This window comes from Lawsonella clevelandensis, assembly GCF_003241315.1.
GTDB classification, from domain to species: Bacteria; Actinomycetota; Actinomycetes; order Mycobacteriales; family Mycobacteriaceae; genus Lawsonella; species Lawsonella clevelandensis_A.
The window spans coordinates 1-24,621 of record NZ_QFOZ01000010.1 but is presented as its reverse complement, the minus strand read 5'-3'; the positions used below and the strand labels follow the sequence as shown (position 1 = coordinate 24,621).

Genomic DNA, 24,621 nt, shown 5'->3' with positions numbered 1-24,621 from the left:
CACAAATAAAGACGACATAAAGAAATCCCCTGGTCGTTGCTGACTAGGGGATTTGCAAATTGTGGAGCTGCCGGGAATTGAACCCGGGTCCTCCGCAGCTTTGCCAGGACTTCTCCGTGCGCAGTGAACTACGCCCTTACTTGGTTCTCCGGAGCACGCTCACAAGCCCGGAAGGCGAACCCAGCTACTGTGTGATGTCCTGCCACCTGCCGTAGCCGCAGTTAGCAGTAAGCCCCCTTGATGATGTGGGAAAACACCGGATCGGAGACACTTCCGGGCCCACAGACTAGCTGTCGCTATTAAGCAGCGAGAGCGTAGTCGCGCTGAGTATTTTCGGCGCTTAATAAGGTGCTACGACGCTTACGGTGGTCTCTAGCCTGCACCGGCACGCTTCTCCTGACGCAACATACGTAGTCGAAACCGTTCAGCCCCTCAGAAAACCAAAAGGCTTATCACCTGAAAATCAGGCGATATTTCAGGATATCCAATAGTGAAGGTATGGTCAATAGGCTGCAGAATATTTTTATCCGGGCATGCCTTTCACACGCCGGCCAAGTTCCCGGATAACATCGCGCTCAGCCTGGCGGCGTGCCAGATCCTGCCGCTTATCGTGCGCTTTCTTACCTTCTGCAAGGCCTAATTCCACTTTGCATAGACCATCTTTAAAGTACAGTTTTAGCGGCACTAAAGTAAGGTGGCCATCGCGGATCTTACCTTGTAGGTAGTCAATTTCGCGGCGGTGGGCAAGCAGTTTGCGGGTGCGGCGCGGGGAATGGTTCGTCCAGGTTCCGTACGAGTATTCGGGAATATGGAGGCCGCGGAGCCACAGTTCCCCGTCATCAATGGATGCCCAGGCGTCCACCAGGGAGGCTTTGCCTTCCCGTAGACTTTTGACCTCGGTGCCCACCAACATAATGCCAACTTCATAGGTGTCCAGAATGTTGTAGTTATGGCGGGCAGAGCGGTTAGTGGCAACAGTAAAATTGCCACCATTTTTCGCCAATTCAGCAGCTTTTTTCTGCTGGGCCTTTTTCGACTTTTTACCCATCTAATACCACTACTTCACTACCCTATTACCGCACTTATCGCCGCACGTAAATAGGTAGTACCACTACTGATGTCAGTGCGGCACCAATAACTGCAACAAGGATAAGGATGGGGGACACAAGCCCCACATCTGCGGCAGTTATCTGCGCTATCGCCCTGCCTTCCCACACGTTCTTTAAAAGTGGTGTCAGTATCCAGGCATGCACGGCGAATAAGCCAGCGATAGCTACCAGGGAGCCAATGAAGGAGCTCATGACAACTTCTAGTGTGAAGGGAGCTGTAACAGTAGTTCTACTGGCACCGACAAGGCGCATAATTTGTGTAGTTTTACGGCGGGTGAAGGCGGCCATCTGCACCATATTGGCAATAAGGGCAATAGCGCCTAGACCAAGGAAGCCGGCAAGTGCGTATGCACCATTCCGGGTGAGATCGAGGAAACTGAAAAGACGATTAATGAGCTCTCGGGAATCTGAAATATAGATTGCCGGCTGTCCACTATGCGCCTGCACTGCAGGTTGAGCCACATCTGGGAAACGAGCCACAGTTGTCTCTACCGGAGTAGTATCCGTGTTTTCGCCGTCTAGCTTCACTAATAGTGTACCGGGCATAGCGTCAACCTGCGCCCGATCGAATAGTTCAGCAGTGTCGGCGCGGGCGGTTTTTTTACCAACATCAAGTGATTGTTGCTGGTTACGGTAGCGGACTGACTTCACTCCCTTTGTGTCAAGAAGGGCGCTGCGGAGGTCACCACACCCACTCTTGGAGCAGTCAGCGTCTTTCACAGCAACTGTTGACTCAACAAAAATGGAGATTTCAGTACGATCAACCCATTCTTGTTTAGAATTATCGGCCATTCCCGCAATCAGAATGCCCACACCCAGCATTACGAGGGAGATGGAGGCTGTGACGATCATGGCGAATGTAATGGTGAGATTACGTCGTAGCCCTCGGAAAGCCTCACCGAAAAGAAACTTTGCATTCATTGGTAGGCTCCTTACACGCGCCCATAGACGCCGGACATTTCATCACGAACAACTTTGCCGTGACGCATCTCAATAACGTGTTGACGCAGTTCGTCAACAATACGATCGTCGTGCGTGGCCATGAGAATAGTTGTCCCAGTGCGGTTAATCTTCTGCAGCAAAGAGACAATCTCGTCACTAGTTGCACGGTCTAGATTACCTGTGGGCTCATCGGCCAGCAGAACGAGTGGATGGTTAACGAATGCGCGCGCAATAGCAACCCGCTGTTGTTCACCACCGGAAAGTTCGTTGGGGAATCGACGTCCTTTACCTGCTAGACCCACCATATCGAGGGCCTCGGGCACGGCATCCTTAATAAAGCGATCCCGTTTACCAATAACACGTAGTGCGAAAGCAACATTCTCTTCCACTGTCATGCGTTCCAGCAGGCGATAATCCTGGAATACGCACCCAATGTTTCGACGGTAACGCGAGATTGCCCCGCCGCGGAGTTTATCTACTCGCTGGCCGGCAACCGTGATGGTGCCTGAACGGATCTTCTGGTCTGCGAGGAGTGCAGATAGCACAGTAGATTTACCTGAACCAGATGGCCCGATAATAAAAGCGAATTCGCCTTTATCTACTTGAAAACTGACACTGTCGAGCGCGGGGCGGGTGGCGCCTCGGTATTCAACTGATACATTCTGAACGTCGATCATCACGGTTATCACTCTAAAAGGTTTGTAGGGGTTAGTGCCACCAAACTCATAAGATAAGGGAAAACTGACACTATGGCCGTGTGGCAGAGCCTATGGCCGTGCAGCAGAGTCTGGGGATGACGGCGGCGCCGATGGCTCGTTATTATCCGGTGCGTGTACCGGCGGGAACAGCTGCCGAGTCTCTGCCCCATTCTCACCCGTACTCTCCCCTGGTGAAGGCTCAGCGGGTGTCTTTGATGGTGTGGAACTATCACTCGGTTGCGGCGATGTGACCGATGGCTGCGGCGTTGACGATTGCTGCGGATGCTGCTTCTTGTAATCTTCCCAGGGAATGATGGGAACGGGCTGTACGGTACTGCTTGTTGGTTTTGGCTGAAAAACGTCGAAACGGTCTGATCCGTGGAGATAAATATATGTTGCTAGTAGCGCAATAAAAACAACTGTGAGGATGATAGTTGACGTGGTTTTTCCGCGATGCTCACGGCTATGTTCTTCTTTAAGATGTGTACCGAACGCGTGCTCATCTTTTGTCGGCAGGTGTTTTACTGTTTCCGTTGCTGTTGTTTCTGCAGTTCCTTTCTCCTCCATTAGTCATCCTCCTCTCCAACACCCGCAGAAGCAGTAGCGTCCTCACTGTTTTCGGAAACACTAGTGCCGGTATCTCCTATGGAGTCCACTGCGTGAACTTTGGTGGAGTCCACTCCCAGATCAGCGAGTCTACGGGCTACTCGTGCCCGCAATTCGCGGGATACTTCAAACTGTTTACCGGGAAGAGAACGGGCCACAATACGCAATACCGTTTCTTCCGAACCAATTTCTTCCACCCCAATAACAGTGGGTTTATCAAGTAGAAGATCCCGGAAATGCTGCTCTTTAATAATGTCGTCGCAGAGGTCATGCAATTGTTGCGTAGCCTCAGAAATAAACTGATTCCGCACTGGTACGTCAACAACTGCACGCGCCCAGTCTTTAGAACGGTTAATTGTTTTAATGATCTGCCCATTGGGGACGGTGACAACTTCACCATCTGCGGTGCGCACTCGGGTAATGCGTAAGGTGACGTCTTCTACTGTGCCTTCTGCCGGTTCAATACACCCGGAAATCCAAATGGTCACTACGTCGCCGTACCCATAATGGCGTTCCGTCACCACAAAAAATCCGGCAAGAAAATCTTGGACAACACGCTGCGCACCGAAACCGAGGGCAGCACCAAGCACGGTAGCGGGTGCCACAAGGGAGGTCAGCGACACCCCTAGACGGTCAACAACCCCTACTGCCGCAACGACGACAATAAGAGCCACCACCACATAGGTAATAACTTGTGCCACCGCATAACGGTGCTTCGCGGTTTCTGACTGGACGAGACTGTCGCGGTCTTTTTCTCCCCGCGCAATACTGCGTGTTACACGGTGACTAACGAACCCGGCCAGACGAGCCAGCAGAATGGACCCAATAATGATGAGGAGGATTTGCAGCCCCTGGGTACCAAGCCAGGTGACAACAGAAACCCACCAAGACTTAGACATAATAATCTCTCTTCCCACACGATATATTCGGGGCAGCTAACAGCTTAACGAGTTATTCTCTCAGTTTTGTGCATCTGCTTCGCCAGTTGCGCGCCAGCGAATACCGGACTCCAAAAAACCATCAATATCGCCATCGAGGACCGCCTGCGGATTATTCACCTCGTAGCCGGTTCGCAGATCCTTCACCATCTGGTAGGGGTGCAATACGTAGGAGCGCATTTGGTTACCCCAGCTGGCATTACCGCCGGTACCAAGTTCCCGCAGCGCCTCCTTCTCCTCCTGGCGCTTCTTTTCTAGAAGGCGAGATTGCAGCACTGCCATAGCAGCCGCCTTATTTTGTAGCTGGGATTTCTCATTCTGGCAGGTAACAACAATGCCAGTGGGAAAGTGCGTTATGCGTACTGCAGAATCCGTGGTGTTCACCGACTGCCCGCCAGGACCGGACGAATGGTACACGTCTACGCGGATATCCGAGTCGGGAATATCGATATGATCAGTCTGTTCCACGACCGGCAGTACTTCTACCTCTGCAAAGGATGTTTGCCGGCGGTGTGCATTGTCGAAGGGGCTGAGACGAACAAGGCGATGCGTACCCTGTTCTACGGAGAGGGTTCCATACGCATACGGCTCATGCACGACGAACGTGGCCGATTTAATGCCGGCTTCTTCCGCATAGGAAGTGTCATATAAATCGACTTTTGCCCCCCGTTTTTCCGCCCAGCGAATATACATACGCAGCAACATTTCTGCGAAGTCTGCAGCGTCAACACCGCCCGCCCCGGAACGAATGTTAACGACGGCATCACGTTCATCTAACTCACCGGATAGCAGTGTGGTTATTTCTGCAGATTCAATATCCGTCCGCAGTGCGCTTCGCTCCGCATCGGCAAGATCATTGGCGTCCTGCTGTGCAGCCGCGTCGTCCTCTTCTTCTGCTAACTCGTACATGACGGGGAGATCATTGAGCCGGTCGCGTAGAGACGTCATTTTTCTCAGCTGCGCCTGTGTCTGAGAAAGTTGGCTGGTGACGTGCTGGGCGTAATCCTGGTCATTCCACAAGTCTGGATCGGCGGCCTTTTGCTCTAATTCCTCCACCCGGCGGCGTAATTCTTCCGGGTTAAGAACTTTTTCAATGGAAACAAGCCGGCTTTTAAGATCCTCAATATCAGCGGAAATTTCAGGGGTCATAGAGCCAGGATACCGGCTGCACACTACCAGGTGGTAGCAGAGACAAAGGAAGTCCCCCACAGTAGGCTGCGGGGGACTTCCTCAATAATTGGTACAGGTGAATGACTGGGTGCGTGAATTACTTGACGCCAGTGAGACGACGACTGGATTTCTCTCCACCGGTTTGGTCGAGAATGTCCTCTCCGCGGTAGCCGGAGCGGAGGGTTCCATCACTTGTCATGGCGCCAACAGCGAGTGCGTCAACGCGACGAATGAGGTAGTCGCGGAGTAGGTTGGCACGCTCACGTCCGGTGATGCCTTGCTCGGAGGGTTCATCAACACCCCACCGCAAAATGACGCCCTTCATGTCAGGGACAGGATCAACAGTCATCTTGCGGGAAACGACGATAACGAAATCCGCCTTTTTGAAAAGGTCTTCGTCAACAGGGGTGGAGACACCATCAAGGGTGATACCAATCTCGGCGCAGGCAGCTACACAATCCGCGTCTCGGGAAAGACCCTTTTCGCAGTCGGTGCCTGCAGAGTATGCCTTAAAAAGATGGCCGTGGCGAGCATTGGTAATCGCTTCCGCCATAGCGCTCTTTTCAACATTATTAGCGCCTAGGAAGTAGACGATAGGGAGATTTTCAGTAGTGCTCATGCCGCCCATACTAAAACCACACCTACCTAATTCCCAAGACAAATGTGGCATTTTAGACAACATATCAACTGTTAATAGTTACATAAGTACTAGCGCAATTTAGCACTATCTACTAATTCAACTGGTCTAATACATTTTTTACGGTACTGATAGCCCGTTGTGCCTGTGATGGAAATAAACCGGCGCAGCCACCAATACGCAACCCACTTCGCTGCCATGGCACACTGGGCGGACGGAAACAACCAACCTCTACCCCCATCGCACTAAGACACCGTTGCGCCTCCAATGCAGACACCGGATCGCCTAACGGAATAGCCATTACCCCTGTGCGTGTAGCAGGTAGATCCAGGACATGCGCAAACATGTTCATCTGCTGATGTAATGCCTGTACACGATCTGGCTCTGCGGACAGAATACGGAGTGCTTCTGTGGCCGCAGCAGCACACGCGGGGGCTAATGCCGTATCAAAGATGAAGGAACGAGCAGTGGTGACCATATGGTCCCGTAACTGCTGAGAACACAGTACTGCACCGCCCTGGCTTCCCAATGCTTTCGAAAGAGTACACGTTATGACACAATCATCTGGCGCGATGTCCCTAGCCCATAGTGTGTGTAGGTTCCCACGTCCATCGTCTCCTAAAGTGCCCAATCCGTGGGCGAAATCTGCGATAAGGAGGGCGCCTGCTGCATGCGTGGCCTGGTAAATAGTTGCGATATCGAGGACACTGCCGTCTGTTGAATCGACAACATCGCATACCACTACCGCCGACGCAGCAGACTGGAGTGCATTGGTAAGAGCACGAGGGTCTGTACAGTCACACACTATTCGTGGTGCTTTAGTAAGCCGACATGCATCGATAAGACTGGCATGGTTTCGCACATCACAGATAAGAGTGTCGTCAGGCTGCACACATGATGTAACAGCTGCCAGATTAGCCGTATACCCGGAGGAGAAAAGCAGTGCAGCGGGGAAACCTAGAAAGTCTGCTAATGCTTCCTCGCATTCATGGTGAGGCGGAACAGTGCCGCACACAACGCGCGATCCGGTAGCGCCTACTCCCCACTGTTCTATTGCCTGCTGTGCGGCGGCACAAACGCGTGGGTCTTTCGCTAGACCGAGATAGTTATTACTCGCTAAGTCAATGAAATGTCTCTCTGTTGGACGGGCTTCATCATGGCGAATAATATGCGGGGAATCATAAAACATTTGGCTAAGCGGTGGGGGAACATCATTGTGCATAGTGTGCATGGTGTAAGCATATTGCATTCACCTATACAGTGTTCAATAATTGCTCTGTGCAGCACTTTATCGAACCACTCTATCTACCCTCATACTCTCGCATGGACTCCATCTACCCACTTCTACGAGAGTGTTTACGAGGCACCACACCCCCACTTGTCGTACTCCCCGCCAACCCCGTCGAAGCACAACGACTACACCACCACTTCGTTGGCAAACCCGCGCCGGGTAGCGCACTCATTATGACAACCTCCGGTACCACCGGAACACCCAAAGGCGCCCGCCTCTCCGCCGCCACACTACGCGCCTCCATCGACAGCACCCACACCGCACTCGGCGGACCAGGACGCTGGCTACTCGCCGTCCCCGCCCACCACATTATCGGCATGCAAGTACTTCTCCGCAGCCTTCACACCGGCTACCCACCCGTCACCATGCCCATCGATGACGGGTTCCAACTAGCACAGTCACAGCCACAGCGGCGACACTATGCGTCACTGGTTCCCAACCAACTAGACACCCTCTACCAGGATCTTCACTCATCACGTCCAGACACTCGCCGCACTGCCGAAAAAGCCCTCCACGCATGCGCTCAATTAGATGCCATCCTGTCCGGAGGGGCACCACTACCCCAACACATAGACGACTACCTCACCGCTGCCGGACTCACCATTGTGCGCGGCTACGGCAGTTCAGAAGTAGCCGGCGGAGTCCTTTTCGACGGCCGCCCCGGCCCCGCCACACAAATCCGTGTTGACCCCACCACCCACCGTATAAGCATTAGCGGAGATACCCTCGCAGACGGCTACGTCGGTATGGACACCCACCCCGACTGGACTGTAGAAAGCAGCGGGGACAACTGCGAAAGCGACGACCAAAGTAACAGCCGACGCTGGTATCACACGCACGACCTGGGACACTGGACAGCCGACGGACGCCTCATTATTGACGGACGCCTCGACGAAGCCATCAACAGCGGCGGAATTATGGTTATCCCACAACCCCTCGAAAAACTCCTCCTCACCCACCCACAGGTGAAAGACTGCGCCATCATAGGCCTTCCCCACCCACATTTCGGGCACCGCGTTACCGCCGTCATCGTGCCGGAAGACGGTGCCACACCACCAACACTGGACGAAATATGCGGTGTACTCGAATCCACATTTGACTACTATTCCCTCCCGAAAGACCTCATTATCCTGCCCCACCTGCCACACCGCAGTAACGGCAAACTCAACCGCCAACTACTGGTAAGCCTTGCCCAACAGAAACACTCTTCCCACCCTCGATAATCACCCCAAAAGACACTACCGTGGACAGTATGAATACGACGATCGACAACATACACCTCGCTACTCACCTTGTTTACACTGCTGGGAACCTCGCCTACAGAATGCGAGGACAAGGCCTTACCATCGACACCAAAACATCCATCTCCGACGTCGTGACACAAGCCGACCGGGCCGCGGAAGAATACGTCACCTCCACACTCATCCAACAACGCCCAGACGACTCCGTCCTGGGCGAGGAAGGCACCCTCCGGCTAGGGGAAAGCGGCACCCGCTGGACCATTGATCCCGTAGATGGCACCTACAACTTCGCCAACAATTTTGAATACTGGTGCTCCGCCATCGCCTTCACCGAAAACGACCCCACTGATCCGGTACGACTCCGCAGCCGCGAACGCTACCTCTCCCCCTCCAACACCGTCACCGCAGGAGCCGTCTACCAGCCCTGCACCCATAACCTCTGGGTAGGCGGAAAGAACATTCCCACCACCCGCAACGGGCAACCCATCCCCCACTTCGGCGACCCCGCACGAGAAACCCCTAGTAGTCTCGCCTCTGCCTGCATCAACACCTACCTACACCCCACTTTCTACCACAACCCCGAGGTTTATGCGGCTTTCCTCCGCGTTATTGAACGCTGCGCCACCTACCGCATGATGGGCTCCGCATCAGTCGATCTAGCCTCCACTGCAGAAGGAGACACCGACCTTTGGATACAGCACCGCCTACCCGACTGGGACCGCCTGCCCGGCGCAGCACTAGTACTAGGTGTGGGTGGAGCCGTGCAGGATGTTGAGGTTGCGGGGGAAGTGTGGACTATTGCGGGCGCGCCGCATCTTGTGAAGGGAGCGACTGCTGCGCTACAAGGTGCCGCATTACAAAGGGACTAACCTGTGTACACTCTGAGCCTAGTAGTAGGCTAGCCTTAAGAAATCTGTGCAGGTTGTAGCGCAGGTTACAGCGAGTGGAATTGATGTAACCACCCGGTCCACAACATAAGGAGAATCTGGCAGTGAATGCCTACCCGCCCGCCTTCAACACTCTTCCCGGTACGGAAGGTACCTACCATGATGACCTCCGTATTGCGTGGGAACTCGCGGACATTGCAGATAGCATCACCATGGATCGCTTCGAGGCAGAGAACCTCCGTGTGGATGCTAAACCCGATCTCACCCCTGTTTCTGACGCGGATTTAGCTGTTGAACGCGCTATCCGCACACACCTCCAGGAGCACCGCCCCGACGATGACATTGTGGGGGAGGAATTCGGCGGCACTGCGGAATATGTAGGACGACAGTGGGTTATTGACCCCATTGATGGCACCAAGAATTTTGTGCGCAACGTCCCCACGTGGGCCACTCTTATCGCGCTGATGGTAGATGGGGTTCCCCGCATGAGTGTTGTGTCCGCACCAGCCCTGCACCGTCGCTGGTGGGCGGCTGAAGGTGCGGGGGCTTACCGCTGCTGCGCTAGCTCACCCGCGAAACGCATTCACGTTTCCGAAGTGAGCAACCTCTGCCATGCCTCCATTTCTTTTTCCAGCTTGGTTGGCTGGAAGCGGAAGAACCTTATGGAGAATTTCATCAATATGATGAACTACTCCTGGCGAATGCGCGGCTACGGGGACTTCTTCTCCTACTGTCTCCTGGCCGAGGGTGCTGTAGATGTGGCGGCCGAGCCGGAAGTATGCCTCTGGGATTTAGCAGCCCTAGATGTTTTAGTGCGTGAAGCCGGTGGACGTTTCAGCTCACTGGATGGCCGCCCCGGCCCCCACAATGGTGAGGCTGTCGCTACTAACGGACTGCTCCACGACCAGGTTTTGCGCGCCATTAATCTGGGTGAACTCCCTCCGCGCAAGTAACGGCGGCGATACTATCCAGAGATGCCGCTAGCCCAGAGACACACCCAGCCCGTTATAGCCAGCCCGCTATATCCAGCTGGTGATCTCCCGTATCCCGTGCAGAGCATTCACCGACCACACTCGATAGTTCTGTAACTCGTCCGCCGGCAGCCACCGCTCCTCCACGCGGAACCCCTGCCGATGCGCCGCCTCCTCCACTACAGTGCGCATAGTGGAGGGCATGACGGCATCCTGCGGAGGTGCACACAGCACGTCACCATCCCACCAGAGAATAGCGGAGTGACTTCCCTCCCGAACCATCCCCCACCGGTCAACAAGGACCACTTCATGAGCTCCCCCTTCCATAGCCAACGAGCGGAGTTTCCCATAGGCGGGCATGTCGGGGCCTTTGATCCGCGGCGTGACGAGTTTCGCATAGGTTTCTTTGAAAACGGGATCTGTTCCCACAATGCCTACAATCTCGGTAAGCCGGGGCGGGCACGGACGAAAAAGATCCGCGCTGCCAGCTTGGGTGGCAGTAACTTGGGCAGTGCTAGTGTGAGTCGCTTGGATAGCATCGGCTTGAGCGGCGGCAGCTTGGATAGTGTCAGCGCTTGTTCCGCCCCACCGGATTTGCGGGAAGAACTCTCCCTCTGTAGGTAAGTGGGCGAGACAGTCCTGGTAAAAATCTGCAGCTTGCGTGGCCGCCTCCACCCCGTACATAGCCTCGACGGAGGACACAAACCGTTGCTGATGAAGCTCCCGCAGACGCTTGTCCCATCGCGCAGCATCACTGCTGTTTTGGCCAGCATCACTACCGCGCCGTTCATCACCGTTGGCGTATGGAAATACAGTGCCAGCGTTCCCCCACATTTGCCCGATCCGTGCCGTAAGGTTTTCCGCCTGCGCGAACATGCCGTCAACAAGGTAGAACGAGTCCACTACAGGCATTGTCCACTGCGCGGGGTCCACTACCGTACCAACCACATAGTTGGCTTTGTGCAGCATCTCCTCATATTCGGCGTGGCAGGAGGAATCTGCGGTAATCGCGCCACCGGCACCAATCAGCACATCCCCACTGCGCATATAGGAGGCCGTGCGGATAATAACGGAGAATGACGCGGATCCGTCATCTCCTAAAAACCCGAGAATCCCAGAGTAGACTCCGCGTGGCTGCGCCTCAATATCTTTAAGCAATTCCACTGTTCGTTCTTTGGGAGCACCCGTCATACTTGCCGGCGGAAAACAGGCGCGCAGTGCGTCGCAGACGGTGAAACCGGGCAGGAGTGTACCCGTTATTTCTGTAACAAGCTGGTGCACTGTGCGGTATGTTTCCACAACCCGATCTTTGGGGACGGTGACGCTCCCCGGCCGGCAGACGCGCGCCACATCGCTTCGTGCCATGTCGATAACCATGAGATTTTCGGCTCGCGTTTTAGGGTCAGTCTGTAAGGCGAACGCCCGGCGCTTATCCTCAGCAGGATCATCCAAGCAACGCGGCGCAGTCCCCTTCATCGGTCTGGTGGTGACACGCCCATCTTTGCTGACATGGAGGAAAAGTTCGAGGGAGGCAGACGCTATGGCCTCCACCGGGCCAGTTGGAAACTCTAGATATGCACCAAAGTTTGTGGGGCAAATATGTCGTAGCTGCTGGTAGGCCTCCCACGGGTGGCGGGTGAGCCGGCGTGGTAGGCGAATAGTATCCGTTAGACAGATTTCGTAGCTTTCACCACGGCGAAGAAGATTCTGGCACGTGGTGAAGGACTTTTTATAGCGGGCCGGGCTGACCGCTACCGCGGCGACTCTTTCTGTTCCAAGTATTGTCGGCGTCTCTGTAGACGGTACTGCTGTAGCTGCTTCTGCCATATCGTCTACCTGCGAGGATCCGACACAATCATGCAAGCGCTCACACAGTACAGTAACCCGGGCAGGATCCGCGCCAGCAAGCTGCCAACAGTTCCTCCTCCCCCACGCCACTACCTCCGTGTGAGCAAAATTCGTGTAATCGTCCTCATAGTCCACAACCCCTATCCAGCCCGCATAAGGATAGGCCGGGGAGCTCTGCTGCATAGGTTGGATAGGCCGCATGGGCTGAATAGGCTGAATGTCTGGCAAGCCTAGCTTTTGCCCCGACTTTTGCGGCTCCCCACATATAGCGATAAGACTTGCCGTCTCCCCTAGACTGTCGTCCAACCAACGCAGACTCTCCCCCGCCTGTACTTCCTCCCGGAACACCGCAGCAATCTGCTCCGCAGTCACGCCCCCAACAGTCTCCACACCCTTAGCCCTTGCTATACTCTCAGCAGGCGCCACACCCTCAACGCTGACGCTTTCACGAATGCTGCATCCACCATCGTTATAACCACTAGCGTTATCGCTACCGTTACCGTTACCGCTACCATTCCGATCCCACCACTCTTGGGTTAGCCGCAGCACATTCATCACTATCTGCACACCGCAAGGGGAATCAATGGACTCCGGGTGAAACTGCACACCCCACCGCGGCGCCCCCGCACACTGGCACCGCTGCGCCTGGTACTGCAGCGACATGACGGTACCGTCCTCCGCCCAGGAAGTTGCTTCTATTCCTGTAGGAAGAGGCTCCGCGATCGCCAACGAGTGGTACCGCACCACCTGCGCATTCTGCTCAATACTGTGCCATATACCGTCACCGTTATGCCGTACATGCGATACCACCCCATGATGCGGACCATGCCCCTCCTGCAGCTGCGCGCCCTCCACAACCGCCATAAGCTGATGCCCCAAGCACACGCCAAACACCGGCAGCTGGTACTGCGCCAGTTCCTCTATGCGCGCAGCCTGCCATGAGGGACAATCATGCGGAACGATATCCACATCAATCGCATACCCCAACTGCTGACCAGCGCTATAGAAAAGATGGCTCAAAATATGGGTGTAGGAATCATGATGGTCAACGAGCAGGATACGCATGCTTTGACATTATCCCGATACCACCAAAACACCCCATTGAAACACTCTGCTAAAAGCCCCTGCTACAACACCCCGTTAAAGAGCACTCTGTTAAAGCGCTCTATTAAAGCACAGTGTTCAGGCACCCGTATACTAAAACCACATGTTGCTGTTGCTGGAGAGTAGTACCCGCTACTGCCCCTCTTGTAACGCTACGAGAGGAAAAGGAAGCACGAATGACCGCTTTTGTTCTTGATATCGCCGGTTCTGAATCCACTGGTGGTGCCGGCTGCCAGGCTGACCTACGCACATTCCACCAGCTAGGTGTTTATGGCGCTTGCACACTTACCTGCATTGTTGCCTTCAACCCCCAGAATGGGTGGGACCACCGTTTCGTCCCCATCGACCCGGCCGTCATCAAGAATCAAACGGAAGCCACTCTGGCCTGCTGGGATATTAACGCCGTCAAAATCGGCATGCTCGGCACTGTCCCCGCAATTGAGGCCACCGCCGACATTCTCTCCACAAACGCATTCCCCCACGTTGTTGTGGATCCCGTCCTCATCTGTAAGGGGCAAGAGCCCGGCGCCGCACTGGATATTGATAATGCTTTGCGGGAGAAGATTCTTCCCCTCGCCACTGTCCTTACTCCCAATCTTGTTGAGGCAGAAATTCTTTCTGGAATGGACACCATCAGCACTGTGGAGGAGCTGACGGAAGCCGCTAAACGCATTGCTGATACTGGTGCCAAGGCTGTTCTGGCTAAAGGCGGCGCGAACCTTCCCGGGGATAAGGCTGTGGACGTGCTGTGGGACGGTAGCGAGGCCACTATCTTCTCCGCCCCTAAGGTGGGTGAACTGCGTGTTTCGGGTGCGGGCGATAGCCTGGCCGCCGCCATTACGGCAGAACTAGCCAAGGGAAATGACCTGCACACGGCTGTTACTACTGCAAAAGAGTTCGTCACCCACGGTATTGAGCAGTCCTTCAGTGCCGGTACACCCTTCGGAGTTGTCTGGCAGGGATAGCTGGCAGGGATAGTGTGTGACGGGCGCCCCGGCTGCCGAACTATCAAACCGCTACATTAGTGGCGGGGCGGGCACCCCGGTGTATGTGCGAGAGCATCGTTATACTGTGCCCGCACACCACCCACATACTTCGGGCGAGTCCGAGCCGCAGTAACATACGCCTCCCCAACCCGGTTGTGTTCCAAGCGAACGGGGACAGCGACAGCATGTAAATGCATACCGATTAGCGTTGAACCAATATCGAGGCCAGCGTCCGCCCGCATGGACTCCACCAACATGGGGTGTGTAAAAGTCTCATAGGCGGCAGTGGCGAAAGACCCGCCGGCGGTGGGGATGGGCCGGGCGTTAACTTCCTCCGCCCACCAGCGGCCCACCATCACTTCACGCTCCACGACAAGAGCACGATTCAAATGCTCACAGCACTGTGCCACCAGGTGAATACCACGCGGCTGCAACACTTCCAGCAGTGCGTCCACTACCGTTTTCCCCACTATGGGGGCAGGCTGGGCACCAATAGCGTGGCCGCTAATTTCCGAGGAGGAACACCCCACAACGAAGAGAGTGCCGGCTGGTATCTCGCTTTTCTCACATAATTCGCTAGCGGCGTCACACACCTGCTGGTGAATCTCTTTAAGTGAGCCTGACATATCCGTCATCCTCCTATACGGTTAGTGAGAATTAAAGCTAGAAGCTGAAAACTGGAGCCTAAAGCTCAGCGGTAAGACCGTTCTGACGCCCCTGCTCAGCGAGTGCATGCACTGGTTCTCCGATCATTCGATAGTCGTACCATCCCTCTATTTCTTCCCCGCCCATATGCTGATACACGTCAATAGCGGGCTGGTTCCAGTCGATAACAGTCCACTCCATACGTGCCCAGCCTTTCTCCTCCATAATCAACGCTAACCGTTGAAAGAGAAGTGACGCATAGCCTTTCCCACGTGCTTCCGGACGGACAAAAAGATCCTCCATGTGGATTCCATAGGAACCCTCCCAGGTGGAATAGGTGACGAACCAGAGAGCCATACCCTGCACACCGTCTTCGTCCTCCACCAGTTCAGCCCACACTTGCGGATTGTCCCCAAACATTGTCTCCACAATCTGTTCAAGAGACGTCCTTACCCTGTCAGAGGCTTTTTGAAACTCGGCAAGGTTGCACACAAGATCGTAGATAACGGGGGCGTCAGCAATAGTGGCGCGCCTGATAATAGGGAACGTCATAAGTATTAATGCTTTCGGTAGAGGGTTTTACGCTGGTACACCGGCTCGGAGGTCACAAGAACACCCAAGTTACGGAAAATACCAGTATCCACTGATCCCAGGATAGTAGTGGTATGAACATCGCACCCACGTAATGCGCGCAGTTGTTCCAATGCCCGGCGCGCATAATCATCGGTATTCGCAGACACTGACAATGCGATCAGTACTTCATCTGTATGCAGCCGCGGATTACGGGATCCCAAATGCTGAGTTTTAAGAGTTTGAATAGGCTCAATAGATTCACGCGCAAGCAATTCCACCTCATGCGGTATCCCCGCCAAATACTTCAACGCATTCAGCAACATAGCCGAGGAACACCCCAGTAGCGGGCTCGTCTTACCCGTGATAATAGTGCCGTCCGCTAGCTGGATAGCGGCTGCTGGCGCGTCTGTTTCGGCGGCAACCTGCAAGGCAGGTGTCACTACGGCACGATCCTCCGTACTGAGATGCATCTTGCTCATCAGAAGGGCGATGCGATCAGACTGGGTGGATTCCAGAGCCTGCTGCTTCTCATACACTTGCGCATGATAGAAGCGACGAATGATCTCCTGCTTCGCAGCCTCCCGGCACGCCTCATCATCACTGATGCAATACCCCGCCATATTGACACCCATATCCGTAGGCGACTGGTAAGGGGACTCCCCCATCACGCCTTCCAGAAGCTGTTTCAGAACAGGGAAAACATCCGCGTCACGGTTATAGGACACCACCTGCTTACCGTAGGCAGCCAGGTGGAAGGGGTCGATAATGTTAGCGTCTTCCAGATCAGCAGTAGCCGCCTCGTACGCAACATTGACGGGGTGGTCCAGGGGAAGATTCCATATGGGGAACGTCTCAAACTTGGCGTAACCAGACTTCATACCGCGCTGATTCTCCGCATAAATCTGGGAAAGACACACCGCCATCTTCCCGGACCCGGGGCCCGGCGCCGTCACCACAACAAGGTCACGGGTAGTGTCCACGTACTCGTTTTTACCGTAGCCTTCATCGGAGAGAATACGGCTGATCTTATTGGGGTAGCCGGCAATAGGATAGTGGCGCCGCACCGTCACCCCCATACGGTCCAGTTTGCGACGGAAATCCTGGGCCTGCGCATTGTCATCACTCCACCGAGTAATAACAACATTATTAACAAGAAAACCGCGCGAGCGGAAAACATCCACCAGGCGAAGAACATCCTCCTCATAGGAGATTCCCAAGTCCGCACGAACCTTATTACGAGTGAGATCCTCCGCGTTAAGAACGACGAGGATTTCCATCTCATCCTTCATCGACTCCAACATGAGGATTTTATTGTCCGGGGTGAAACCGGGAAGAACACGCGATGCGTGCATATCGTCGAAGAGTTTTCCCCCCATTTCCAGGTAAAGACGTCCACCGAACTGGGCGCGACGCTCCTTAATATGCTGCGACTGCAGAGCAATGTATTTCTGACGGTCAAAGCCAATAGTATTCACTCCGACGTCTCCTCTTCGATTATGAATTCACCTATGAAATTTGGACAGAATTGTCCCTATTATTCTTTCACACAGCTGCTCTCCCACTATGCGGAACAACAGCCAGCTAGCTTTTTAAGACACTACTTAATCTTCCGAGGGCACTTCATCACTGTAGAAATCATCACAAAATTCGCCAGGTTCCGAACCGGTAGGAACTTCCCCCATAGAACCGCCACCATCGGGAATATTCCCAACAGTTACCGCCGGATCCTCATCACTACTTTTGCTATACAGCATGCCCAACTGGTGTTCTTCTGCCACCGGGCCAATATCGCCGTCTTTCACACGCCCTACAAAACCAAAAATTTCCTGCTTCACTACCGGTGCCAGGAAGTAAAGTCCCACCAAATTAGGGATTGACATGAGGAAAAGCATGGCGTCGGAGAAATCCACAATAGGCGCCAGTGACGTTGTAGCACCCACCACAATAAGAAGAATAAAAATAATGTTGTAGATCTTTTCGGCCTTACGAGATCCCCCACAGAGAAAACCTACCGCCTTGCAGCCATAAAAGGAGTAGGACAACATTGTTGAAAAAGCAAAAAGTGCAACCGCCACAGCCAGCACATACGACAACCATGGTGCAGCAGTTGACCACGCTTTAGACGTTAAAGAGACCCCCTCTGCCCCCGGCCCCACATTCTGCCACACTCCAGTAATAACCACGGTGAGGGACGTAATAGAGCAGACCACCACAGAATCCACAAAAGGCTCCCACATAGCTACAAAACCCTGCGATGCCGGACGGCGAGTTTTCACAGCCGAATGGGCAATACCTGCCGTCCCCACCCCTGCAGCATTAGAAAATGCGGCACGACGGAATCCAATAATCATGGCCCCAACAATTCCCCCTGCGGCGCCCCTACCAGTAAAAGCCCCCTCGAAAATAGCACGGAATGCGGCAGGTAATTGGTGAATATTACACCCGATAACCACTAAACACGTCACCACATAGATACCCGCCATAATCGGCACAATGCGGGACGTATAACTACCGATTTTGGTAATACCACCCAAAATAACTAGGGCCACCAAAACTGCGATAGCCACCCCAATAGCCCACCGGTAAGACTCTAACGCTCCCCCGGAAACAGCCACAATCTGTGACGTGGCCTGATTCGCCTGAAACATATTACCGGCGCCAGTCATACCGAAAACAGTTGTGACAGCAAATATAGTGGAAAGGACCTTACCTAATTTTTCGTGCCCCTGCTGCTTCAAACCATCCCGCAGATAGTACATGGGGCCACCATCAGTAGTACCGTCCTCACGAACAATACGGAACTTCGACCCCAAGGTTGCTTCCGCCATCTTGACGGACATTCCCAACACGCCCGCTACCGCAATCCACAAGGCAGCACCCGGCCCCCCAGCCGTAATAGCAATAGCCACACCCGCAATATTGCCCAACCCGACAGTACCCGAAAGCTCCGTCGCTAACGCCTGAAAAGACGTTACCTCACCAGGATCCGTCTCCCGCGCAAAACGACCACGGATAAGATTGTAGGAAAGCTTTTGCGAATGAGGGCGAAGCTGCTGAACTCCAAGATAAACAGTAAAAAAGACGGAGCCGGCAAGAAGCCACACAAGAATAAGAGGGAGCCTATTGCTCCCTATGGGAATATCACAGAAAACAACAGATGACACCGCATGGGAAATAGGCACCATCACTGTTTCTATAGCGTTATTAATAGGACTAGCTGCAAGAATCATAAAATTAAAGTCGTCCTTCACAACAGGAGATTTTCCCAGCCTAACGTGATCACTTTTTTCCACGCAAGATAACAAAACGATAAAAAGCCCGTGTTCGCACACTGAGAACAAACCCACAAATAAGAAGAACTCGGTTCCTTCTAGGAACCGAGTTCTTCTTAACGACACCCAGAGCAGCATCACCGAATGGGATAAAACCATTTACGGAGACAGACTGTCCTAGACCGACCTCTAGAGGTTATCGATCCTCCAACTGACGATCGTCACTGCTCTGGTCCTCTTTCATCCTCTTAAAAACCTGAAAAGTCACTACATCGGCAGACGAAACCATGCACATACAGAAAACAAAATTCAAGGGAGACCAAGCACCAGGCACAGTGAGTACAATAATGAGTGCCGCTAAAACAAGTACATCTGATCCTATCGATAGCGCGAAAATTACAGCAGATCTCTTCAACTAAACTCTCCAGATCCAATCCCTACTGATTTTCCAATTGAGATTTTTTACTGGTCTGATGTTCTTTTTGAAGTCCTCCGACTACACGGAAAATTGCTGAAGCTCCAATAATCACAGAACCTACGGCACCAATGAAAGTAGGAACAGACCAAACACCGGGTACAGTAAGTTCAACAGCTATCACCGAAAAGCCACACGAAACTGCTATTACTGCCATCGTGAGAGCTATGGATGGTTTCAACTGAACTCCTCGAATCTAATTTCTTTGCGCTACGACAACATCTCAGTGGTTGCCAGTATCTACTGCTTTACTGGAAATTATCTTGAAAAGACTGCAATACAAGTAATTTCGTGCCGACTCAGTATTTATAGTAACAAGAATATTTTTTGAAAAATATAAATTCTATTGAATTGATTATGAAAAGTATTGTTCGAGTACTAAAAACAACTCTAGTAAATAGGAAGAACTCGGTTCCTTCTAGGAACCGAGTTCTTCCTTCTTAGTAGCGGGGGCTGGATTCGAACCAACGACCTCTGGGTTATGAGCCCAGCGAGCTACCGAGCTGCTCCACCCCGCGATGTTGTATGGATAACGTTAGTTCACCGTGGGGTTAATAAGCAAATTAATCATGAACTATTGAGTTATTTTCCTGCGTTTTGGTAGTCCTGTACCGCCTTATCAAGATTCTCCAAAGCCCTGCCAAACTCACTCATGTCGCCTGATGCTTGCGCCTGTTTCAGATTGGCCAGTGCCTCATCTAGTTTCGCAGCGGCAGCATCACGCGTCATACGATCTGGCGTGGATTTCTTAGCGACGGGGGGAACACTACTGTCGTTTTCGGCACCTTCTGGCTGCTCAACTAGCGACCCGTCCAGCCCCACTTGCTCCAACGCATCGGCAAGGGACCTGCCATACCCCATACGGTTGTTATACATCACCATGACACGAATGAGCTTCGGGTAAGCGGAATCTTGTCCCTTCCGCTGTGCATAAAGTGGCTCTACGTAAAGCACACCGCCATCCCCAATAGGGAGGGTAAGCAGGTTACCGTAGATGATAGTGTTAGCGCCCTCCAGCTGCAGTTTCTCGGTTTGGTAACCGCCGGCTGAGGTCATCCGGTCAAGCGCGTTCTTAGGTCCCTGCGTTGTGGTGTTAGTAGGCCACTGCCTAATAGTAATGTGCCCATAATTATCTGGATCTGACGAAACAGAAATCTGTGAAGATAAGAACTCACGCTGATTCCACAACATAGGGGTTGTCAGCTGGAAGCTGGGCCGGCCCGTACGAGGATCCGCAGAAACCACGTAGTACGGTGGTTGGTCGAAAATACCGTGCGAGTCTGCACCCACAGCGGCCTCATTGTCACTCATCGTCGGTTCATTAGGAACCTGCCAGTAAGAGCCCCCCGTGTAGAAGCCCATAGGGTTCGTCACATGGTAACGGGAGAGGATTTCACGCTGCACTTTAAACATATCCTCCGGGTAGCGGATATGTTGACGAAGCTGCTCAGACATCTCCGACTTTTCTTTTACCAAACCCGGGAAAACACCTTTCCACGCACGCAACACTGGGTCCTTCTCATCGAAAGAATACAGTTGCACAGTACCGTCATAGGCATCAACAACCGCTTTCACAGAATTGCGCAGATAGGATACTTGCTTCATAGTGGGGGACCATTCCCGCCGCGCAGTTTGTGAGTCCGTATCAACCTCACCAAGATTAATTTTCTGCGCATACGGTAGTGAATCCAAAGTGGTGTAAGCATCAACAATCCACTTAATATGCCCATCAATAACAGTTGGATATGCGGACGTATCGGCCGTAAGCCATGGGGCAACTGCCTCCACACGTGCACGCGGATCCCGGTTGAGAAGAATCTTCGTATTTCCGTTAATGAGGTTGGAAAGAATGAAATTCAACTCATGGTATTCAATGGCGTAGGCAAGACGGTTCGCGAAACCACCCGCATGAACGCCACCTTTACCCTGATACGTGTAGTTTTCCCCCTCAACGTCATACTCTTGCGAATCGCCAGCGGTTTTAACGAGGGCGTAATCAGGATCCTGCTTAGCGATAAGCGGCCCATAGTACACACGCGGTTCACGTAGATCGAGGTGCGCCGTTCCATTATTGGCAGTAGTATGCTGCTGCCCCTGCTTCGCAGCGAGAGACTGCAAGTCATACACTTCATATTTCGGATTACCGCCACGGTCACCCGCATCCGTAACAATGGCGTCCACAGTATTCGCAGGAGCCATCACAATACCATTGCCGTGGGTATACACCGTATGGCGGTTAATCCAGTCCGTCTGGTTACCCGACAATGCACTTGGATTAATCTCGCGTACCGCTACCACATAGTCCTGCAACTCATTACCCACATGATAACGATCAATAGTAAGCGTATCGGGGAAGCCATAAAAAGACCGCAACTGCTTCGACTGCGTAAACGCAGGCGACAAAACATTAGGATCCAAAAGACGAATATTAGAAAGAGTAGACGCTACACCCTTTCCCCCCGGTTGCGGCGCCGGAGCATTCTCCTTGCCGAAACTAGGCATTACCGTGAGATTGTCATCACGCAAGTTATAGGCGAACCGAGTGGCCTTAATATTACGTGCAATAAACTCCGCTTCCTTATTAGCCTTATTAGGTTTAACCGACAGCTGCTCCACCGCCCACGGCAGAACACCACCCACGGCCACTTCACCAATCAGCATGATGGCGGTTGCTAATGCGGGTACACGCAAATCTTTAACCACAAAGCTGACAAAAAACGCTATCGCACACAACACCGCGATAACAGTGAGCAGCAGTTTCGCCGGAATAAGAACATTCGCGGAGGTATAGCCGGCACCAGTGGTCGTCTGCCCCTTGAATTTAATATCCCCCGATAGTAGTTCGTAGCGGTCCAGCCAATACCTAACACCCACCAGAACAAGCAGCACGCCGCCCAGAATAGATATCTGCTTACGCGCTTTATCCGCCAAAATAACACCGCCACGCTGTTTACCCTGACGCACACGGAACTCCAGAGAGCCCTGGAAATAGTGAAGCAGAATATTAAGGACAATACCTATGCTGGCCACACCAATAAGCCACCCAAAAAGGATAGTGAGGAACGGTAGCTGGAAAGCATAGAAACTAAGGTCATGGTTGAATTGTGGATCTTTCACCCCAAAAGATGTGGAGTGGAAAAAGATACTAATCTGCTGCCACTTAAGCTGCAGCGAAAAACCAAAGACAATACCCACAATGACGGCGACAGTAATGAATACTGGCTTATGCTTACCCTCACCAATACGGCGGTAAGGATCCAGCACCGGATTGGGACGGCTTAACGTAGTTGGTTTCGCACGATGTGCAAACGCCATAGCGAAGTAGATAATGGCCGCAGAAACAACCCCAACAATAAGGAAAATTCCTAAACGGGTTCCCAGAATAGTGCCGAAAATACCGCCCTTCTCCAAGGAATCAAACCATAACCAGCCGGTATAGACACTCACCAGCGGCGGAATAATAACGAAGAGCGCCACCAACACCGCTACAGTAATGCCGGTATTTTTGAGATGCTTCTTCTGTTTTTGGCTTAGAGGCTGACGCTGCCGAGGCTGCCGCTGCGGACGACGCGGCGGCTGCTGATAATCGCCAAAGCCGGGGAAGTTCAAAGCCATTCAATCTCCTCAAGACAAAAACAGACAAAACCAAGCATTTAACTAAGCACTTAACTAAACATTGTCAGTGTTGTCTTTACTACTGTCTTCACGACGCTATTGTCTTTACGATACGGGAAAAATAAGGTTTAAGCAGACTTGCAAGCAGAACTACGAGCAAAGCTACGCAAAGCCATATAGACAGAACCGCAATCAGTGAGCGCGACAAGTGGGGGCAGTCTTACCCGCACGCACGAGCGCTAACGCATCCAATGCACTCTGCACACTCGTCACCCGGATAAGGGTAAGACCCCGCGGAACATCAGTAAGGGCTTCCTGACAGTTCTTATCTGGCACCAAAAAATACCGGGCTCCTGCAGAACGCGCCCCCGCTAACTTATGAGTAATACCACCAATTGGTCCCACCGAACCGTCATAATCCATAGTGCCAGTACCAGCAATATACTTGCCACCTGTCAAGGAAAGTGGACTGAGCTTATCAATAATTGCCAAAGTGAACATAAGCCCAGCTGAAGGACCACCCACGTCAGACAAATTGATATGCACCCGCACCTTCCCAGAAGGAGCACTATAAACACCTACCCCCAGCAAGCCCCTATCCACGACATCTGGGGCTCCACTAACCAACGTGATAGGGAAAGTTAACGCTTTCCCCTTCCGCAATACTGACACTTTTACCGTTTGCCCAGCTTTCGTCCCCCGCAAAGCCTTATACACATCGGTAGCTAAAACAGTGACCTTCCCATTCACTGCAACAATCTGATCCCCCCGCTGTAGCTTTCCCACCGCGGGCCCCTTCTTCACCACAGTGCCAACATAGGTAGCGACAGGTAAATGCAAATAATGCAAAGCAGCTGTAGCAGCAGCGTTCTCCGACTGATTCATTTCAGCCGCTTGCTCTTGCTCCATTTGCTCATGGCTGACGCCCGGCGGATAAATATCCGAAAGAGGCACCACATCCCACTTCTTATTGAAACCAAGCCGAACCATCTCGAAAAAATTCATTCCTGTTAAGACATTCACAGTCGTCATATCCAGATGACCACTTACCGGATTAACCGGCGCTCCCGTAATCTGAACAACAGGAACTTTCCCACCCTCGGAACCATCGCTACTCCCGGAACCATCCGGCATTTGGGTCTCCCCTAACGTATTAAAGGTAGGGCCCGGCCCCAACGCCGCTACCGGCATCTTCACCAGTGTTCCCAGAGCAATAAACGCCACCACCAGAACAGTGATAATAATGGCTGACTTGGTCTTCGGTTTCACGATTGCTAGCCTACCCTGCACCTACCCCACCACTCCATTACGCACTACGCACACAAGATACCGACACATGATGCGCGTACATAATGCATGCGCATCATGTATCCATGTTTTCTTTTACTCGTATTAATTGAGTGGTGTCGCGTACCCGGTATTTGGTGACTAGTTCAATGTTTAGCGTCCGGTGTGGTGTTTATCGTCCGGTGCGTTTTAGCGACTGGTGCCGGGTATTTGCGTCCTGTTTTTATCGTCCGGTGCCGTAGAGGGGATCATCAGGGTGACGGATAGGGCCGCGGGGGAGGTTCCCGGGTTGGGGGAGGATGCGTTCCGTGTTGGCGGCAGAGCGG

Annotated in this window: 19 protein-coding genes, 1 tRNA gene and 1 other RNA gene; 4 read left to right on the top strand and 17 right to left on the bottom strand. The window is 53.0% G+C overall.

Annotated features, from left to right (window positions below; genetic code table 11):
- Nucleotides 1–59: 59 nt before the first annotated feature.
- The 9 genes from ssrA to DI579_RS05875 form a co-directional block, all read right to left on the bottom strand.
- Nucleotides 60–432: a transfer-messenger RNA gene (ssrA, locus tag DI579_RS05915) on the bottom strand.
- A 91-nt stretch (nt 433–523) separates the two neighbouring features.
- On the bottom strand, nt 524–1,048 hold the full coding sequence (smpB, locus tag DI579_RS05910) for an SsrA-binding protein SmpB (RefSeq protein WP_290598778.1): 525 nt from the start codon (nt 1,046–1,048) through the stop codon (nt 524–526).
- A 34-nt stretch (nt 1,049–1,082) separates the two neighbouring features.
- Complete coding sequence (locus DI579_RS05905) at nt 1,083–2,030, bottom strand: permease-like cell division protein FtsX (RefSeq protein WP_303678922.1); 948 nt, start codon at nt 2,028–2,030, stop codon at nt 1,083–1,085.
- An 11-nt stretch (nt 2,031–2,041) separates the two neighbouring features.
- Nucleotides 2,042–2,728 carry a cell division ATP-binding protein FtsE gene (locus tag DI579_RS05900; protein WP_290598780.1) on the bottom strand — a complete coding sequence of 229 codons (687 nt, stop codon included), beginning with the start codon at nt 2,726–2,728 and terminating at the stop codon, nt 2,042–2,044.
- A gap of 90 nt (nt 2,729–2,818) precedes the next feature.
- Nucleotides 2,819–3,316: a hypothetical protein gene (locus tag DI579_RS05895; protein ID WP_303678921.1), complete on the bottom strand. Its 498-nt coding sequence runs from the start codon at nt 3,314–3,316 to the stop codon at nt 2,819–2,821.
- Nucleotides 3,316–4,254: a mechanosensitive ion channel family protein gene (locus tag DI579_RS05890; RefSeq protein ID WP_290598782.1), complete on the bottom strand. Its 939-nt coding sequence runs from the start codon at nt 4,252–4,254 to the stop codon at nt 3,316–3,318. Before DI579_RS05890 ends, DI579_RS05895 begins: the two co-directional genes overlap by 1 nt.
- Nucleotides 4,255–4,314: 60 nt before the next feature.
- Entirely contained in the window at nt 4,315–5,442 is a 1,128-nt protein-coding gene (gene prfB, locus DI579_RS05885) for a peptide chain release factor 2 (RefSeq protein WP_290598783.1), read from the bottom strand.
- A gap of 118 nt (nt 5,443–5,560) precedes the next feature.
- The gene (locus DI579_RS05880) at nt 5,561–6,082 is read right to left on the bottom strand and encodes a low molecular weight phosphatase family protein (RefSeq protein WP_303678920.1); all 522 of its coding nucleotides are present in this window, start codon (nt 6,080–6,082) and stop codon (nt 5,561–5,563) included.
- Nucleotides 6,083–6,194: 112 nt separating this feature from the next.
- Nucleotides 6,195–7,331 (bottom strand): aminotransferase class I/II-fold pyridoxal phosphate-dependent enzyme, encoded by a 1,137-nt coding sequence (locus DI579_RS05875; RefSeq protein WP_303678919.1) that lies wholly within the window; start codon nt 7,329–7,331, stop codon nt 6,195–6,197.
- A 92-nt stretch (nt 7,332–7,423) separates the two neighbouring features.
- Between DI579_RS05875 and DI579_RS05870 the strand changes: the two genes are divergently transcribed.
- The 3 genes from DI579_RS05870 to DI579_RS05860 all read left to right on the top strand — a co-directional run bounded on the left by DI579_RS05870 (nt 7,424) and on the right by DI579_RS05860 (nt 10,472).
- Nucleotides 7,424–8,614 carry an AMP-binding protein gene (locus tag DI579_RS05870; protein WP_303678918.1) on the top strand — a complete coding sequence of 397 codons (1,191 nt, stop codon included), beginning with the start codon at nt 7,424–7,426 and terminating at the stop codon, nt 8,612–8,614.
- A 29-nt stretch (nt 8,615–8,643) separates the two neighbouring features.
- Nucleotides 8,644–9,501 carry an inositol monophosphatase gene (locus DI579_RS05865; RefSeq protein ID WP_303678917.1) on the top strand — a complete coding sequence of 286 codons (858 nt, stop codon included), beginning with the start codon at nt 8,644–8,646 and terminating at the stop codon, nt 9,499–9,501.
- 122 nt (nt 9,502–9,623) lie between these two features.
- Nucleotides 9,624–10,472 carry an inositol monophosphatase family protein gene (locus DI579_RS05860; protein ID WP_290598789.1) on the top strand — a complete coding sequence of 283 codons (849 nt, stop codon included), beginning with the start codon at nt 9,624–9,626 and terminating at the stop codon, nt 10,470–10,472.
- Between the two features lie 66 nt (nt 10,473–10,538).
- On the opposite strand, the gene DI579_RS05855 is transcribed toward DI579_RS05860, so the two are convergent.
- Nucleotides 10,539–13,403 (bottom strand): aminodeoxychorismate/anthranilate synthase, encoded by a 2,865-nt coding sequence (locus DI579_RS05855; RefSeq protein ID WP_303678916.1) that lies wholly within the window; start codon nt 13,401–13,403, stop codon nt 10,539–10,541.
- A gap of 215 nt (nt 13,404–13,618) precedes the next feature.
- Here DI579_RS05855 and thiD point away from each other — a divergent pair, with 215 nt between their 5' ends.
- Nucleotides 13,619–14,407: a bifunctional hydroxymethylpyrimidine kinase/phosphomethylpyrimidine kinase gene (gene thiD / locus DI579_RS05850; protein ID WP_303678915.1), complete on the top strand. Its 789-nt coding sequence runs from the start codon at nt 13,619–13,621 to the stop codon at nt 14,405–14,407.
- A gap of 56 nt (nt 14,408–14,463) precedes the next feature.
- Here thiD and DI579_RS05845 read toward each other — a convergent pair whose 3' ends face one another.
- The 7 genes from DI579_RS05845 to DI579_RS05815 form a co-directional block, all read right to left on the bottom strand.
- Nucleotides 14,464–15,054 carry a TIGR01440 family protein gene (locus tag DI579_RS05845; RefSeq protein WP_290598793.1) on the bottom strand — a complete coding sequence of 197 codons (591 nt, stop codon included), beginning with the start codon at nt 15,052–15,054 and terminating at the stop codon, nt 14,464–14,466.
- A 58-nt stretch (nt 15,055–15,112) separates the two neighbouring features.
- A complete protein-coding gene (locus tag DI579_RS05840; RefSeq protein ID WP_290598794.1) occupies nt 15,113–15,625 on the bottom strand; it encodes a GNAT family N-acetyltransferase in 513 nt (170 codons plus the stop codon).
- A gap of 5 nt (nt 15,626–15,630) precedes the next feature.
- Complete coding sequence (locus DI579_RS05835) at nt 15,631–17,121, bottom strand: DUF1846 domain-containing protein (protein WP_290598796.1); 1,491 nt, start codon at nt 17,119–17,121, stop codon at nt 15,631–15,633.
- Nucleotides 17,122–17,247: 126 nt separating this feature from the next.
- A complete protein-coding gene (locus tag DI579_RS05830) occupies nt 17,248–18,876 on the bottom strand; it encodes a sodium:alanine symporter family protein (RefSeq protein ID WP_290598797.1) in 1,629 nt (542 codons plus the stop codon).
- Between the two features lie 961 nt (nt 18,877–19,837).
- Nucleotides 19,838–19,911, bottom strand: a tRNA-Met gene (locus DI579_RS05825).
- 64 nt (nt 19,912–19,975) lie between these two features.
- Nucleotides 19,976–23,008: a UPF0182 family protein gene (locus DI579_RS05820; protein ID WP_303678914.1), complete on the bottom strand. Its 3,033-nt coding sequence runs from the start codon at nt 23,006–23,008 to the stop codon at nt 19,976–19,978.
- Nucleotides 23,009–23,200: 192 nt separating this feature from the next.
- A complete protein-coding gene (locus tag DI579_RS05815; protein ID WP_303678913.1) occupies nt 23,201–24,277 on the bottom strand; it encodes a PDZ domain-containing protein in 1,077 nt (358 codons plus the stop codon).
- Nucleotides 24,278–24,621 lie beyond the last annotated feature (344 nt).

Bases quoted from the DNA above. Each gene is read 5' to 3' on its own strand.
- smpB (WP_290598778.1), bottom strand. From the start codon at position 1,048: ATGGGTAAAAAGTCGAAAAAGGCCCAGCAGAAAAAAGCTGCTGAATTG.
- DI579_RS05905 (WP_303678922.1), bottom strand. From the start codon at position 2,030: ATGAATGCAAAGTTTCTTTTCGGTGAGGCTTTCCGAGGGCTACGACGT.
- DI579_RS05900 (WP_290598780.1), bottom strand. From the start codon at position 2,728: ATGATCGACGTTCAGAATGTATCAGTTGAATACCGAGGCGCCACCCGC.
- DI579_RS05895 (WP_303678921.1), bottom strand. From the start codon at position 3,316: ATGGAGGAGAAAGGAACTGCAGAAACAACAGCAACGGAAACAGTAAAA.
- DI579_RS05890 (WP_290598782.1), bottom strand. From the start codon at position 4,254: ATGTCTAAGTCTTGGTGGGTTTCTGTTGTCACCTGGCTTGGTACCCAG.
- prfB (WP_290598783.1), bottom strand. From the start codon at position 5,442: ATGACCCCTGAAATTTCCGCTGATATTGAGGATCTTAAAAGCCGGCTT.
- DI579_RS05880 (WP_303678920.1), bottom strand. From the start codon at position 6,082: ATGAGCACTACTGAAAATCTCCCTATCGTCTACTTCCTAGGCGCTAAT.
- DI579_RS05875 (WP_303678919.1), bottom strand. From the start codon at position 7,331: ATGCACACTATGCACAATGATGTTCCCCCACCGCTTAGCCAAATGTTT.
- DI579_RS05870 (WP_303678918.1), top strand. From the start codon at position 7,424: ATGGACTCCATCTACCCACTTCTACGAGAGTGTTTACGAGGCACCACA.
- DI579_RS05865 (WP_303678917.1), top strand. From the start codon at position 8,644: ATGAATACGACGATCGACAACATACACCTCGCTACTCACCTTGTTTAC.
- DI579_RS05855 (WP_303678916.1), bottom strand. From the start codon at position 13,403: ATGCGTATCCTGCTCGTTGACCATCATGATTCCTACACCCATATTTTG.
- thiD (WP_303678915.1), top strand. From the start codon at position 13,619: ATGACCGCTTTTGTTCTTGATATCGCCGGTTCTGAATCCACTGGTGGT.
- DI579_RS05845 (WP_290598793.1), bottom strand. From the start codon at position 15,054: ATGTCAGGCTCACTTAAAGAGATTCACCAGCAGGTGTGTGACGCCGCT.
- DI579_RS05840 (WP_290598794.1), bottom strand. From the start codon at position 15,625: ATGACGTTCCCTATTATCAGGCGCGCCACTATTGCTGACGCCCCCGTT.
- DI579_RS05830 (WP_290598797.1), bottom strand. From the start codon at position 18,876: ATGATTCTTGCAGCTAGTCCTATTAATAACGCTATAGAAACAGTGATG.
- DI579_RS05820 (WP_303678914.1), bottom strand. From the start codon at position 23,008: ATGGCTTTGAACTTCCCCGGCTTTGGCGATTATCAGCAGCCGCCGCGT.